We start from the raw sequence: 14,038 nt of genomic DNA, 5'->3' as shown, positions 1-14,038 counted from the left end.
TCGTCGTGATCCGCCAGCGTGGCGGCCCTATGGTCAAGGCAAGGAAATCCGGTCATGGCGAAGAAGGCCCCTTCTGTCGACGATACGATCGTCAGCGCGGCGATCTATCCGGCCATCGGTGTCGCGCGCGTCGGCAACAGCCCGCAGGAATGGTTCTATGGTCCCGAGGTGCCGGACCCGCCGCCGCAGCCCGCCGGTTTCTACCGGGACAAAACGGGAGCGTTGAAGCGGCAGGCGGCCCGGTTCCGGGTCTATGGCCTTAACGCCGCCGGCCTGCCGGTGAAGGAACTGACGGGGGCGAAGGGGGCGGAGGTGGAATGGACCGTGCATCTGGCCAACCAGAAGGCCTCCTGGTACGAATTCCAACTGGCGCTGGACATTCCGGAAGCGGCCGCCGCCCCGCCCTCCTACCGCCGCAATGCCCAGGTGAAGGACCGCGCCTCGCTGACCATCGATCCCGGCCCGCGCTCGCTGGCAGGTGCCGGCAAGGGTCCGGTTGCCTTCGATGACGGGGAGTTCGTGGGCAAGCGCGTCTATCTGGGCGAATTGCGTACCGATGAGGCGGGGCGTCTGGTCGTGCTGGGCGGGCATGGCAAGTCGGCCTCCTACAATGGTGCGCCGGCCGTGACCTTCGGCAACAATGATGGCTGGCATGATGATGTGGCCGACGGGCCGGTGACGGCATCCGTGCGCTGGCAGGGCAAGGATATCCAGGTGACGCCGGCCTGGATCGTCGTCGGCCCGCCCAACTATGCCCCGCAGCAGAAATCGGTCCGCACCATGTGGGACCTGATGCGCGACATCGCCTATGATCTGGCCTTTCTGAAGCGGCCGGCCCGTCCGTCCTTCACCGGGGACATCCTGCCCATCTTCGAGCGGTTGAGCCGGCTGCAATGGGTGAATGCCGGCTTCGCCCGTGGTTTCGGCTGGGGTTCCCCGTTCGACTTCACCAGCCCGGACTGGCAGGCCAAGCTGGCCGACGGTTCCGCTTCCAACCAGGAAACCCGCCGCCAGCTTTACAACCAGTTCCGCCAGGGTGACCGGGATAGCTGGTCGCCCGTGCCCTGGCCCTGGGTCTATGGCGACGCGATGAGCGTGCCGGCCGCCAGGACACCGCGCCAGTTCACGCAACTGACCGAGACCCAGTTGGGCTTCCTGAAACAGTGGGTGGCCGGCGACTTTATCAATGATTACGACCCCACGGCCAGGCCGCCGGCCAGCCTGGACAAGGTGCCCGTGGAACGGCAGCCCGACATGCTGGACCGCGCGTCGCTGGAATTCTGTCTGGCCGACGCCTTTCATCCCGGCTGCGAGATGACATGGCCCGTGCGGTCGGAAAGCATCTTCATGGGCGCCTACCGCTTCCTGCATGCGCCCGCCGGCAGCAAGGAACCGGATTACGGCCCCGTCATGACATCGGAGATCTGCGGGACGCCAGATGGCCCGCTCTATGGCCAGCGGCCGGGTTCCATCTCCCGCTGGATGGCGGTGCCCTGGCAGACCGACACGGCAAGCTGCCGGTCGGGCTATGACACCGCCTATGATCCCTATCTGCCCACCTTCTGGCCAGCGCGCGTCCCCAACCAGGTGCTGACGCCCAGCGACTACAAGACGGTGATGAACAAGAAGCTGCCGGCGGAGGAAAGGTTGGCCGCCTTCGCCCGCCGCGCCTCCTGGAACGATCCGTTGGGCAAGGGCACCTACATCAGCCAGATCAACAACCTGGCCAATAATATCGATATCGTGGCCGTGGTGGACGTGGCCCCCGGTCCGGGCGACCTGCCGCTTCCCAAGGTGATGGAGGTCGCCGACCGGGAGGCGCCGCCGCCTGCGCTGCTGAAGGCCGGTCTGGAGACGGACGGCGCCCCGCCCGACCTGTCGAAGATCGAGAAGGTGCGGCGCTTCACCTCCCGCGTCCGCCTCTGACGCAGGCGTGGAAAGCGTCGATGCTCTGGTCATCGGGGCGGGTCCGGCCGGCTGCGCCGCCGCGCTGAACCTGGCCCCGGTGCGGCGCGTGCTGCTGATCGACCGGCGGGCGGACTGTCCGCCGCGTATCGGCGAGTCGCTGCCCGCAGCGGCCGGGCGCCTGCTGGCCGACATGGGACTGCTGCCGGCCTTCCTGGCCGAACGTCATGCCCCCTGCCACGGGCAGCGCTCCCTGTGGGGCGGGCCGGAGCCGGTGGAACGCGATGCACTGCGCGACCCCTATGGCCATGGCTGGCACCTGGACCGGGCCCGGTTCGACGGCTGGCTGCGCGATGTTGCCCGCTGTCGCGGGGCGGCACTGTCCATTCCCGATGAGTTGGCCGGGCTGGAACGTGACGGCGACGGATGGCGGGTGCGGCTGGCCGGTGGCCGGATCGTGCAGGCCCGCGTGCTGATCGATGCCGGTGGCCGGGCGGCCCCGCTGGCCCGCCGGCTGGGCGTCATGCCGCGCCCGCTGGACCGGCTGGCCTGCGCCTGGGCCCACCTGCCCGACACGGGCGCTGCCCCCGGCCTGACCAGCATCGTGGCGGAACCCGACGGCTGGTGGTACAGCGCGCCGCTGCCGGGCGGACAGCGTGTGCTGGCCTTCCATACCGATGCCGATCTGGATGCCGCGGGCAGCGTGCATGACAGGGTGGGCCTGCTGTGGCGGGCCGCCGGTGTGAAGGCGCTGGCCCCCCTGTTGCCACAAGGGGCCGTGCCGGCCGGACCGGGCGGCTTCACGGCCGCGCATGGCAGCGTGCTGGACCCGCCCGCCGGACCCGGCTGGTTTGCCTGCGGCGATGCGGCCGGTGCGTTCGATCCGCTGTCCGCCCAGGGGTTGTTCAACGCGCTCTATACCGGCCTGGCCGCGGCGGAAGGGGCCGATCGCGCCCTGGCTGGCGACAGGGCCGGGGCGGCCGGCACCCATACCGGCCGCCTGAACGACATCCGCGCCGCCTACCGCGCGCATCTGACCGCGTTCTATGGGCTGGAGCGGCGCTGGGCCGGCCGGCCCTTCTGGGCACGCCGGCCGGATCGCGGATGAGATTGACGCTGGCCGCCGCCCGGCCCCACTCTGCCCCCTGGAACCGGAAAGGGGAGGAACCGGGACGGTGAAGGAAAAGGAACTGCGGATAGCACTGGTCTGCTATGGCGGGGTCAGCCTGGCGGTCTACATGCACGGCGTCACCAAGGAATTGTGGAAGCTGGTCCGTGCCAGCCAGGCACTGCATGCCGGCCGCCATGGGCGCCCGGGCACGGGCCACGGCCAGTCCCACGATTTCGCGGCCGCCAGCGTCGGCGACAACCGGCCCTTCGACACCGAATCGGTGTATTTCGACCTGCTGCACGATCTGCTTCCCGACCTGTCCCTGCGCGTGCTGATCGATGTCGTCGCCGGGGCCAGCGCCGGGGGCATCAACGGTGTGCTGCTGGCCCGCGCCCTGGCCCATGACCTGGACCTGGATCCGCTGACGGGCCTGTGGCTGGAGAATGCCGACGTCACACGGCTGCTGACGGCCGACAGCCGCGCCGGCAAATGGAGCAAATGGTTCATGCGGCCCGTGCTTTGGGCCATGACGCGGCGGCTGGAACGGCTGGCACCCGACCCGGAGGTGCGGGACAAGCTGTCGCTGTTCGTGCGCTCGCGCTGGTTCCGGCCCCCCTTCGACGGCAACCGCCTGATGGGATTTCTGCTGGACGCCGCGCATGCCATGGGCCGAAGCGACGCGCAGCCCCAGGCCAGCCTGATGCCGCGCGGCCTGCCCCTGTCGCTGCATGTGACGGTGACGGATTTCCACGGCTACACGACCCGCATCCCGGCCCATGACCCGCCGGAGATTCTGGAGCGGGAGCATCGGCACCGCTTCTCCTTCCATTACCGCCGGGGTGGGGCGGGGGACGTGCAAAGCGATTTCAGGGATGGCGACGTGCCGGGGCTGGTCTTTGCGGCACGGGCGTCCGCGTCCTACCCCGGTGCCTTCCCGCCCGCCCAGTTGCGCCATATCGACCGGCTGTTGAACGAACGCGGCGAGGGGTGGGACGGCCGGGCGCATTTCTTCCAGCGCAATTTCGCCGAATACCGCCGGCAAGGCGCCGATCCCGACCAGGCCAGCTTCATCGACGGGTCGGTCCTGAACAACAAACCCTTCGCCGCCGCCGTGGCCGCCATCGCGGGCCGGCCGGCCTATCGCGAGGTGGACCGCCGCGTCGTCTATATCGACCCCAAGCCGGCGGCCAGGGCACAGGCGCCGGGCGGACGGCGGGACGTGCCGGGATTTTTCCGGACCATTCGCGGCGCCCTGTCCGACATTCCCCGCAATGAACCCGTGCGCGACGAGTTGCTGGCCATCGCCGCCCGCAATGCCCGCGTGGAACGGCTGCGCGGCCTGCTGGATGCCGCCCGGCCGCGCGTGGCCGAACAGGTGGCGCTGGTGGTGGGCGGGCCGCTGCCCTTCGCCCCGACCATCGAACAGATCCGCCATTGGCGCGACCGGGCCAGCGCGCGGGCCGCTGAACAGGCCGGCTTCGCGTTCGAGGCCTATCTGCGCCTGAAGATCGAGGGCGCCCTGGAATATCTGGCCGACCTGCTGGTTCCCTGCCTGGGCCGGCTGGATGCCGGTGCGCGGCCGGCCTTGCTGGCGGCCCTGCATGAATGGGCGCGGTCGCGTGGCGTGCTGCCCGACCGGCTGGATGCGGGACGGGAAGGGGAGATGCTGGCCTGGGTGCGGTTCCTGCGCGATTTCGACATCGCCTTCCGCGCGCGGCGCCTGCGTTTCCTGATCCGGGAACTGAATGCCATCTATCCGATGGTCGGGACGGGTGAGCATGCAGACACCCTCCCCGACGACCTGGACGAGATCAAGGCCAGCCTGTACAGCGCGCTGGAACGGCTGCCCGGCCCGTCGGGGGCCGCAACGGACGGGCTGGGCGTGTTCAATGCCGGGGAGCGCAGCGCGCTCAACAACACCATGCGGGCCGACGGCCCCGTGCCCGGCCCCGAAACGCTGGACCGCGTGCTGGGCCAGTTGGCCGCCGCCTGGAACCTGGAAGCGCAGTCTGACGAGATCGACGAGATTTTCGCCCTGATGGGCCTGAACTATCTGGGGCCGGCCGCACGGCGGCAGATATTCGAGGCCTATCTGGGTTTCGCCTTCTGGGATGTGCTGACCTTCTCCACCAGTGGCTGGGTCGAACTGGACGAGTTCCACGCCATCCGCGTGGACCGCATCGCGCCGCCCGATGCACGGCTTTTGCAGCAGGCCGGCGCGCCCACCGACCTGCGCAGCGCCCGCATGAACGCCTTCGGCGGCTTCTTCAGCCGCCATGACCGGGAACATGATTACCTGCTGGGCCGCCTGCAGGCGGCGGAACGCTGCATCGACCTGGTCGTGGATGCCGGGGGGCGCACCCTGCCCGCCGATCGCATCGACGCGCTGAAGCGTCGCGCCTTCGACGCCATCCTGGCCACGGAGACCCGGCGGCTCGGCCCCGACAACCGGGCGCTGGCCCAGGTGCGTGTCTGGGTGGAGGGCTGCGGCTGATCAGCCCGCCGCCGCCGTCCGGCGCTCCGCCCAGCGGATGGCCTGGGCGATGATGAAATTCATGGCCAGATAGATGGCACCCGCGATGATGAAGATTTCCACGGGCTGGAAGGTGCGCGAGGCGATGTTGCGGGCGGCCCCCGTCAGTTCCACCAGCGTGATGGTGCTGGCCAGCGAGGTGGCCTGCACCATCTGTATCATCTCGTTGCCATAGGCGGGCAGCATCTGGCGCAGGGCCTGCGGCAGCACGATGCGGCGGTAGAGCAGCGGGCGCGACATGCCCAGCGCGCGCGCCGCCTCGATCTGGCCGAACGGCACCGACCGGATGCCACCGCGGATGATCTCGCCCGTATAGGCGGCGGTGTTCAGCGTCAGCGCGATGATGGCGCACCCGTAGGGCTCGCGCAGCACGGGCCACAGGAAACTGTCCCTTACCGCCTGGAACTGCCCCAGCCCGTAATAGATCAGGAATATCTGCACCAGCAGCGGCGTCGACCGGAACAGGAAGATGTAGGTCCCCGACAGGCCCGACAGGACCGGGCTGGACGACAGGCGCCCGAAGGCCACGACCATGGCCAGCATGAAGCCCAGCCCCAGCGACAGGACGACCAGTTGCAAGGTGGTCCAGGTTCCGGCCAGCAGGGCCGGCAGGGAGGACAGGACGAGATCGATATTCATGCCGCCTCTCCCCCGCTCAATTGCCGCCGGCCCGGCGCACGCCGCGCTCGGCCCGGCGCGACAGGGCCCGGAAGCCCAGTTCCGACGCCGTCGTCATGATCATGTAGAGAATGGCCGCCGTGGCATAGAACAGGAAAGCCTGGCGCGTGGACTGCATGGCCAGGAAGGACTGTCGCATCAGTTCGGCCAGGGAAACGACGGATACCAGCGTCGTATCCTTCAGCGTCATCTGCCAGACATTGCCCAGGCCGGGCAGCGCATGGCGCAGGGCCAGCGGCACCAGGATGCGACGCAGGATCAGCAGGCGATGCATGCCCAGCGCGCGCGCCGCCTCGATCTGGCCTTTGGGCACGGCCTGCACCGCACCGCGGATCACCTCCGCCGCATAGGCGCCCGACACGATGCCCACCGCCACGACGCCCACGGCAAAGGTCGGCAGGTCCACCCGGCCCGTATAGCCGAACAGGCCGGCCATCCAGGTGACGAAGCCCGCCCCCCCGAAGAACAGCAGCCAGATGACCAGCAGCGCCGGCACCCCGCGCACCACGGTTGTATAGATGGCTGCCAGCCAGCGCACGGGCGCCGGTCCCGCCAGCTTGGCCGCGGCCGCCAGCGATCCGGCGACAAGCCCCAGCAGATAGGCCAGGATGGCCACCGCCAGGGTCATGGCGGCACCGGCGGCGATTTCATCGCCCCAACCATCGGCACCGAAACGAAGAAGGTCGAGCATGGGCAGGTCCGGTCCGGCTTGGTCCTGGGCGGGCCGTCAGGGCCGACGGGGTACGTCCCCCGTCCCCTCCGGCCTCCGGGGCGGGTCAGGGCATGGAACTGTCGAAACCGAACCACTGCACCGACAGGTTCGACATGGTGCCGTCGGCCTTCATCTCGGCAACCGCCTTGTCCAGCGCGCCCAGCAGGTCCGGCCGGCCCTTGGCCACCGCGATACCCTGGCCGCGGCCGAACAGCCCACCATCGAATCCCGGCCCGAAATAGCTGAAATCCTTGCCTTCCGGCCGTTGCAGGAAGGCGTTCCAGGTGATGGCGTCGGCCAGTCCCACCTCCACGCGGCCCGTCTGCAGGTCCAGCGCCAGGTTCTCCTGCGTGTCATAGCGGCGGATGCTGGCCACATCGGCCAGATAGGTATCGGCGAAATTGGCGTGGATGGTGCTGGTCTGCACGCCCAGGACCTTGCCCTTAAGGTGTTCGCGCAGCGTGTCGATGGCGGCCTGCTCCGCCTGGTCGATCTCCGTCAGGTCCACCCGTTCCACGCCGTAATCCACCTGCTGCAACGGGTTGGCGTTGGCAGAGACCAGATAGGCCGGCGTCGTGGCATAACCCTTCGTGAAGTCGACGGCCTGCTGGCGTTCCCCGGTGATGGACATGCCGGCCACGATGACATCGAAGCGGCCGGCCTGCAGGGCCGGGATCATGCCATCCCAGGCCTGGGCGATGAACTGGCAGCGCACCGCCATGCGGCGGCAGACATCCTTCATCATGTCGACCTCGAACCCGACGAGATTGCCGGATGCGTCGAGCATGTTGTAGGGCGGATAGGCGCCTTCGGTCGCCACGCGCAACGGATCGGGTATGCCACCCGGCGCCGTCGCCGCCTGTTCGCCTCCCTCCTTGCCGCAGCCCGTCAGCGCCACGAGGCCGGCCATGGCCAGCGCCACCATCAATTTCCTCATCACCCGATACCCCCTCGACCCTGTGCCTGCCTGCCCTGTGCCCGGCGTCTGGATTGCGTGCCTGCTTTTCCGGTTTTCTGTCCGCCGCCGGTCACAGCCCCTCGCGGGTCAGGAACTGGCGGCAGCGTTCGGATCTGGGATTGCCGAACAGTTCCGCCGGCGTCCCCTCCTCCTCGATCCGGCCCTGATGCAGGAAGACGACCTTGTGCGCCACCTCCCGCGCGAAGGCCATTTCATGCGTGACGATCAGCATCGTCGCCCCCTCCGATGCCAGGTCGCGGATGACCCGCAGCACCTCGCCCACCAGTTCGGGGTCCAGCGCGCTGGTCGGCTCGTCGAACAGCATGACGCGGGGCTCCATGGCCAGCATGCGGGCGATGGCCGCGCGCTGCTGCTGCCCGCCCGACATCTGCGAAGGATAGGCGTCGCGCTTGGCCGACAGGCCGACCTTGGCCAGCAGCGCCTCCGCCCGGGCGACGGCCTGGTCCTTCGGCTGGCCCCGCACATGCACGGGGGCTTCGATGATGTTTTCCAGCACCGTCATATGGGTCCAGAGATTGAAACCCTGGAACACCATGCCGCAGCGCTGGCGGATACGATCCACCTGCCGGCCATCGGCCGGTTGCGCGCCATGGCGGGTGCGCTTCATGGCGATCTGTTCCCCCTCGATGCGCACGATGCCGTCATCGGGGATTTCCAGCAGGTTGATGCAGCGCAGCAGCGTGCTCTTGCCCGACCCGGACGATCCGATCAGGGCCACCACCTCGCCCTCCTGCGCCGACAGGGAGACGCCCTTCAGAACCTCGTTGTCACCGAAACGCTTGTGCAGCGCCTCCACCTGCACGGCCGGCACGGGGGCGGAAACGGTGGGGGTGGGTGGCATCGGGGTCCATGGCTGCGATGTGGACGGGTGACAAGGCAAAGCTACCTCGCCAACCCCCGGCAGCGAAAGGGGAAATCCGGCCCCAGGCGTGGCGGAATTGACGGGCGGGCGGGCGGCATCCCATGCTATGGAAGGAAGGCCGTACCGTTCCCCTGTTCCGGAGCCCCGCGCCAGCATGAGCCAAGGCATGCAGCCAACCCCGAACCGCAGCACGCATTTCCTGTTCGAACACAAGGTCTTCACGGTGGAAGGCTGCCGCTTCGTCTGGTCCCGGTCCGCCGAGGAGGCGGTGATGCGTTTCCTCCTCGGCAAAGTGGAGGCAGAGGTGGCGCTCGACAAGCTGTGCAACGAGTTCAAGATCGATCCCAAAAGCTTCGATGGCCAGTTGATCGACATGGTGGCCAAGGGCCTGAAATATGTGCGCGAGATCCGGCCCGGCGACACGATCCCCAATGAACTGATCGACGGTACCGCATCCTGGCGCGTCGATGACCGGCATTATGCCATCGCCAAGGGTCGGCTGACGGTGCAGATGGTGACCTGGCTGACAGGTGGCGAGACGGTCATTTCCAGCCCCGAGCAACTGGAACAGGTGGTTGAGGACCCGACCACGAAAACCCGCGTGCGCGAGGCCTTCCAGATGATCGCCAACCGGCTGGCCCTGACCGGCAATGCCGAGCAGCAGGTGGAAGACCGCATCGACGCGCTGGCCAAGGAACTGTCCTATATCGAGGCGCTGCGCGAACGGGCGAGCCGCCTGCACAAGATCCGCGACGGGCTGGAGTTGGCGCACCGCCTTTACAAGATCGAGCGCACCCTGCGCGAGGAGATCGTGCGCATGCAGACCCTGTCGCTGCCGCCCATCACCGATATCGAGCAGCGGTTCGCGCAGGTCGATGCCCAGACGGGAGAGGTCCTGTCGATGCTGACCCTGTTCGACAAGAACATCACCTATATCCGCGAGATGCGTGACGACCTGCACCAGACGCTGCTGCCCTGGGACGAGGTGATGGAGGATTGGGAAGCCGTCGCCATCGAGAAGGGGGCACCCTTCGAGGCCGTGTTGAAAAAGACATACCAGTTCCTGGCCCGCAGCTATTCCCAGGCCAAGCATTGGCGTCTGGCCAGCCGCGCGCCGCCGCGGTAAGGACCGGCACCAAGGACCGGCACCCCGCTCCCGCAGAAGGGGGGCTCCCCGAAAAGAAGAACCCCCGGCAGGTTGCCCTGCCGGGGGTCTTCGCATTCATGCCTGTTCGGCTGAACGGCCCGGACTTAGAAGTCCATGCCGCCCATGCCGCCCATGCCACCCATGCCGCCCGGAGCGGCGCCACCGGCGGCCGGCGGCTGCGGCTTCTCGCCGATCATCGCCTCGGTGGTGATCAGCAGGCCGGCGATGGAGGCGGCGTCCTGCAGGGCGGCGCGCACGACCTTGGTCGGGTCGATGACGCCGAACTTGAACATGTCGCCATATTCGCCGGTCTGGGCGTTGAAGCCATGGTTGGTGTCAGCCTGCTCCAGCAGCTTGCCGACGATCACCGAGCCGTCGAAACCGGCATTCTGGGCGATCTGGCGGACCGGGGCCTGCAGGGCCTTGCGGACGATGTCCACACCGAACTTCTGGTCGGCGTTCGGGGCGACCAGTTCTTCCAGCTTCTTCGTGGCGTACAGCAGGGCCACGCCGCCGCCGGCGACGATGCCCTCTTCCACGGCGGCGCGGGTGGCGTGCATCGCGTCGTCAACGCGATCCTTGCGCTCCTTCACCTCGACCTCGGTGGCGCCGCCGACGCGGATGACGGCAACGCCGCCAGCCAGCTTCGCCAGACGCTCCTGCAGCTTCTCGCGGTCGTAGTCGCTGGTGGTCTCTTCGATCTGGGCCTTGATCTGGGCGATACGGGCCGTGATGTCTTCCTTCGCACCCTCGCCGTCGACGATCGTGGTGTTGTCCTTGCTGATCGTCACCTTCTTGGCGCGGCCCAGCATGTCCAGCGTCACGTTCTCCAGCTTGATGCCCAGATCTTCGCTGATGACTTGGCCGCCCGTCAGGATGGCCATGTCTTCCAGCATCGCCTTGCGACGGTCACCGAAGCCCGGGGCCTTCACGGCGGCGATCTTCAGGCCGCCGCGCAGCTTGTTGACGACCAGCGTGGCCAGCGCCTCGCCTTCCACATCCTCGGCCACGATGACCAGCGGACGGGACGACTGCACGACGGCTTCCAGAACCGGCAGCATCGCCTGCAGGCCCGACAGCTTCTTTTCGAACAGCAGGATATAGGGGTTTTCCAGGTCCGCGACCATCTTGTCGGCATTGGTCACGAAATAGGGCGACAGGTAGCCGCGGTCGAACTGCATGCCTTCCACGACGTCCAGCTCGGTCTCCAGGCTCTTGGCCTCTTCAACCGTGATGACGCCTTCGTTACCGACGCGGGCCATGGCCTCGGCGATCTGGGCGCCGATGGTGGCTTCGCCGTTGGCGGAGATGGTGCCGACCTGGGCGATCTCGTCGTTGGTCGTGACCTTGCGCGAGCGGGACTGGATGTCGGCCACGACGGTGGCGACGGCCAGATCGACGCCGCGCTTCACATCCATCGGGTTCATGCCGGCGGCGATGGCCTTGGCGCCTTCACGGACGATGGACTGGGCCAGCACGGTGGCGGTGGTGGTGCCGTCGCCGGCCAGATCGGCCGTCTTCTGCGCCACTTCCTTGACCATCTGGGCGCCCATGTTCTCGAACTTGTCGGACAGTTCGATTTCCTTGGCGACCGAGACACCGTCCTTGGTGATGCGGGGAGCGCCGAAGCTCTTCTCGATCACGACGTTGCGGCCCTTCGGGCCCAGGGTGACCTTCACGGCATCGGCCAGAATGTCCACGCCGCGCAGCATCTTGGTGCGGGCGTCGGAGCCGAACTTAACTTCCTTGGCAGCCATTGCTCTAATCCTTTTGAATTCTATGGGGTCGGGCGTGGATCAGGTGATCCGACTCAGGCGTTCAGCACGCCCATGATGTCGCTTTCCTTCATGATCAGGTATTCGACACCGTCGATCTTCACCTCGGTCCCCGACCACTTGCCGAACAGGACGCGGTCGCCGGCCTTGACGTCGAGAGCCACCAGCTTGCCGGCCTCGTCACGGGCACCCGGACCCACGGCGACCACCTCGCCCTCCTGGGGCTTTTCCGAGGCGGTGTCGGGGATGATGATGCCGCCGGCCGTCTTCTTTTCGGACTCGACGCGCTTGACCACGACGCGGTCGTGCAGCGGACGGAACTTCATAGGATCTCTCCCTGAGATAGGCAAAAGGGTTGGCGTGAGCCTTTGTTAGCACTCACGCTCGGTGAGTGCCAACAGAGCTATTCATCCCATCCCCGCCTGTCAAGAGGGGCGCTGGCATAATTGGATGGGGTTGCCATGACGGCGGCGAAAGGGGTCGCACCCCGGCCCACCGCCCGCGACATCAATCCGCCAGCCGCCGCCGCATCGCCGCCCGGCCCCCAGCCCGCAGGCAGGCCGCCGGCAGCAGCAGGAACAGCACCGTCAAGACCAGCGACAGGCCGACCTTGCGTGGGTCTCCATGCGCATTTCTCAATTCCCCCCATCCAGTCCAGCACGACATTCTCGATCCCGAACACATGCCGCCATGGGTCATGGGCGCCGTGCCGGGCTTGATCCGGAATGCCGGAATCCGCTCCAGGAACTCCTCCAGCCCGATGATCAGTTCCCGCCGTGCCAGATGGGACCCCAGACAGCGGTGCGGACCATAGGCGAAGGCCGTGTGACGGTTGTTCTCACGCGCCAGGGCGCAGCATCTGCACCGTGGAATAGGCGCGGAAGAACTCCTCCACCGCCGGCTTGATCAATTCGCGGTCGTCGCGCAGGCGCTGCTGATCCTGCGGATGCGTGGCAAGATGGTAGAGGTCGAAGCCCAGGGCCGCGGCCACCGTGTCCAGGCCGGCCTCGAACAGCAGCACGGCAATGCCCAGCACCTCCTTGTCGGTCAGCGGCCGGCCTTTCACCCCGGCGCGCAGCAGGAAGCCGACGAAATCGTCCGCCGGCTCCCGCCGGCGCAGTTCGCCAGGCCCTTCATGAAATCCACGACGGTGCGCATAGCGGCCAGCCGCTTTTCCAGCGTGCCGTGGAACTGGTCATCGGCCCTTGTGATGACCCAGGTGCCGCGCCCGTCATAGGTGTTGGCCGGGGCGTACAACACGGGCGGCCCACCCTGATGCACAAAGCTGAGCCCGCCTGCGGATTGCCGTTGGGCGTCGGGGCCATGCCGGGCGACCTGAAATAGCTGAAATCCCGTACCAGGCCCGGCGGCACATGGTCGGGAATGACGGGGTGCTGCTGCATCGCCGATCTTCCTTCTTCTGCCGCGGCCCATCCCTGTTCTGCGGACAGGCGACCGCGCCTCCCTGTTCCGGATCATGGGTGTAAAGCATATGTTGCACACCATATTTTTTTGCACTGATGCGCATTTTCTATCCCCTCTTCCGCCGGGCCGGCCGGGCCTGTAGAACAGGTGTCGCATAGTAGGTAAGGATGGGGGCCGATGCCCGTTGCCGTGGATAGTGGCCAGCGCCGGACGGAAGTTGCCGCCGCCGCGGCGGACCTGATCATCGAAGGTGGGCTGAATGCCGTGACCTTCCGCAACCTGGCGACCCGGCTGGGCTGCAGCACCACCGTCATCAGCCACTTCTTCCGCGACAAGAACGAGGTGCTGCTGGAGACCTACCGCTACAATTTCATGCAGGCCGTGGCCCTTCGCGAGCAGGCGCTGGCGGGACTGCCGGCCGATCCGGTAAGGGCGATGGAGGAATTGCTGCCCGTGGGGCCGGACCAGCGGCGGCACTGGATCATCTGGCTGTGCTTCTGGACCGCGGCCCTGTTCGAACCGGGCCTGTCGCAGGAACATCAGCGCGGGCTTGTCGGCACGCGCGAACGATTGCGCACCCATTTCATTGCCGCAGGCATGGCAGACCCGGCGGCCGACCAGCGGGCGGAGGATATCTGCAAGGCGCTTTACGGCATCGCCATGCAGACGGTCTTCGACCAGTCATACTGGACCGCGGAAAGGCAGCGCGCGGCCTTCCGCCGGGCCGCGGGCGGGGACTGATACTATAATGCGGCTGGTGCTGGTGCGGGGACTGACCCTGCCGCGCCGTGATGGCCGTGCCGGCGACCTGATCCGGCCGCTGCGGCAGGATATGTTCCGTTAGAGCTGTTTTCGGTCGACCGGAAACAGCTCCGTTGGCGACTGCGCCCGCCGCGGCTGTGCGTCGTGAA

The 14,038-nt window shown here is 67.5% G+C and carries 14 protein-coding genes; 5 read left to right on the top strand and 9 right to left on the bottom strand.

Translation table 11 applies throughout. The features are described from left to right. Positions 1-54 precede the first annotated feature (54 nt). The 3 genes from ACM9LZ_RS03545 to ACM9LZ_RS03535 all read left to right on the top strand — a co-directional run bounded on the left by ACM9LZ_RS03545 (position 55) and on the right by ACM9LZ_RS03535 (position 5,510). Complete coding sequence (locus tag ACM9LZ_RS03545; RefSeq protein ID WP_416617965.1) at positions 55-1,926, top strand: LodA/GoxA family CTQ-dependent oxidase; 1,872 nt, start codon at positions 55-57, stop codon at positions 1,924-1,926. A gap of 7 nt (positions 1,927-1,933) precedes the next feature. Continuing rightward, positions 1,934-3,013 (top strand): NAD(P)/FAD-dependent oxidoreductase, encoded by a 1,080-nt coding sequence (locus ACM9LZ_RS03540; protein WP_416617964.1) that lies wholly within the window; start codon positions 1,934-1,936, stop codon positions 3,011-3,013. 67 nt (positions 3,014-3,080) lie between these two features. Further along, positions 3,081-5,510: a patatin-like protein gene (locus ACM9LZ_RS03535; RefSeq protein ID WP_416617963.1), complete on the top strand. Its 2,430-nt coding sequence runs from the start codon at positions 3,081-3,083 to the stop codon at positions 5,508-5,510. On the opposite strand, the gene ACM9LZ_RS03530 is transcribed toward ACM9LZ_RS03535, so the two are convergent. The 4 genes from ACM9LZ_RS03530 to ACM9LZ_RS03515 all read right to left on the bottom strand — a co-directional run bounded on the left by ACM9LZ_RS03530 (position 5,511) and on the right by ACM9LZ_RS03515 (position 8,759). Then, a complete protein-coding gene (locus tag ACM9LZ_RS03530) occupies positions 5,511-6,188 on the bottom strand; it encodes an ABC transporter permease (RefSeq protein ID WP_416617962.1) in 678 nt (225 codons plus the stop codon). A 16-nt stretch (positions 6,189-6,204) separates the two neighbouring features. Next, the gene (locus ACM9LZ_RS03525) at positions 6,205-6,918 is read right to left on the bottom strand and encodes an ABC transporter permease (RefSeq protein WP_416617961.1); all 714 of its coding nucleotides are present in this window, start codon (positions 6,916-6,918) and stop codon (positions 6,205-6,207) included. 85 nt (positions 6,919-7,003) lie between these two features. Further along, positions 7,004-7,876, bottom strand: a complete 873-nt coding sequence (locus ACM9LZ_RS03520; protein ID WP_416617960.1) for a transporter substrate-binding domain-containing protein — start codon at positions 7,874-7,876, stop codon at positions 7,004-7,006. A 91-nt stretch (positions 7,877-7,967) separates the two neighbouring features. Next, a complete protein-coding gene (locus ACM9LZ_RS03515; protein ID WP_416617959.1) occupies positions 7,968-8,759 on the bottom strand; it encodes an ABC transporter ATP-binding protein in 792 nt (263 codons plus the stop codon). Positions 8,760-8,946: 187 nt separating this feature from the next. On the opposite strand from ACM9LZ_RS03515, the gene ACM9LZ_RS03510 reads away from it, so the two are divergent. Continuing rightward, positions 8,947-9,906, top strand: coding sequence for a hypothetical protein (locus ACM9LZ_RS03510; protein WP_416617958.1), 960 nt, complete (start codon positions 8,947-8,949; stop codon positions 9,904-9,906). A gap of 125 nt (positions 9,907-10,031) precedes the next feature. On the opposite strand, the gene groL is transcribed toward ACM9LZ_RS03510, so the two are convergent. The 5 genes from groL to ACM9LZ_RS03485 all read right to left on the bottom strand — a co-directional run bounded on the left by groL (position 10,032) and on the right by ACM9LZ_RS03485 (position 12,962). After that, positions 10,032-11,684 (bottom strand): chaperonin GroEL, encoded by a 1,653-nt coding sequence (gene groL / locus ACM9LZ_RS03505; RefSeq protein WP_416617957.1) that lies wholly within the window; start codon positions 11,682-11,684, stop codon positions 10,032-10,034. A gap of 53 nt (positions 11,685-11,737) precedes the next feature. Next, positions 11,738-12,028 (bottom strand): co-chaperone GroES, encoded by a 291-nt coding sequence (gene groES / locus ACM9LZ_RS03500; protein ID WP_094458166.1) that lies wholly within the window; start codon positions 12,026-12,028, stop codon positions 11,738-11,740. A 181-nt stretch (positions 12,029-12,209) separates the two neighbouring features. After that, positions 12,210-12,341: a hypothetical protein gene (locus tag ACM9LZ_RS03495; RefSeq protein WP_416617956.1), complete on the bottom strand. Its 132-nt coding sequence runs from the start codon at positions 12,339-12,341 to the stop codon at positions 12,210-12,212. Positions 12,342-12,540: 199 nt separating this feature from the next. Then, entirely contained in the window at positions 12,541-12,768 is a 228-nt protein-coding gene (locus ACM9LZ_RS03490; RefSeq protein ID WP_416617955.1) for a cytochrome P450, read from the bottom strand. Further along, positions 12,765-12,962 (bottom strand): hypothetical protein, encoded by a 198-nt coding sequence (locus ACM9LZ_RS03485; protein WP_416617954.1) that lies wholly within the window; start codon positions 12,960-12,962, stop codon positions 12,765-12,767. The genes ACM9LZ_RS03490 and ACM9LZ_RS03485 overlap by 4 nt, the downstream gene beginning before the upstream one ends. A gap of 342 nt (positions 12,963-13,304) precedes the next feature. Here ACM9LZ_RS03485 and ACM9LZ_RS03480 point away from each other — a divergent pair, with 342 nt between their 5' ends. Further along, a complete protein-coding gene (locus tag ACM9LZ_RS03480) occupies positions 13,305-13,868 on the top strand; it encodes a TetR/AcrR family transcriptional regulator (RefSeq protein WP_416617953.1) in 564 nt (187 codons plus the stop codon). Positions 13,869-14,038 lie beyond the last annotated feature (170 nt).

Origin of the sequence: Niveispirillum fermenti (assembly GCF_048066175.1) — a bacterium.
Classification (GTDB): Bacteria; Pseudomonadota; Alphaproteobacteria; order Azospirillales; family Azospirillaceae; genus Niveispirillum; species Niveispirillum fermenti.
This window is presented reverse-complemented; position numbering and strand designations above follow the sequence as displayed.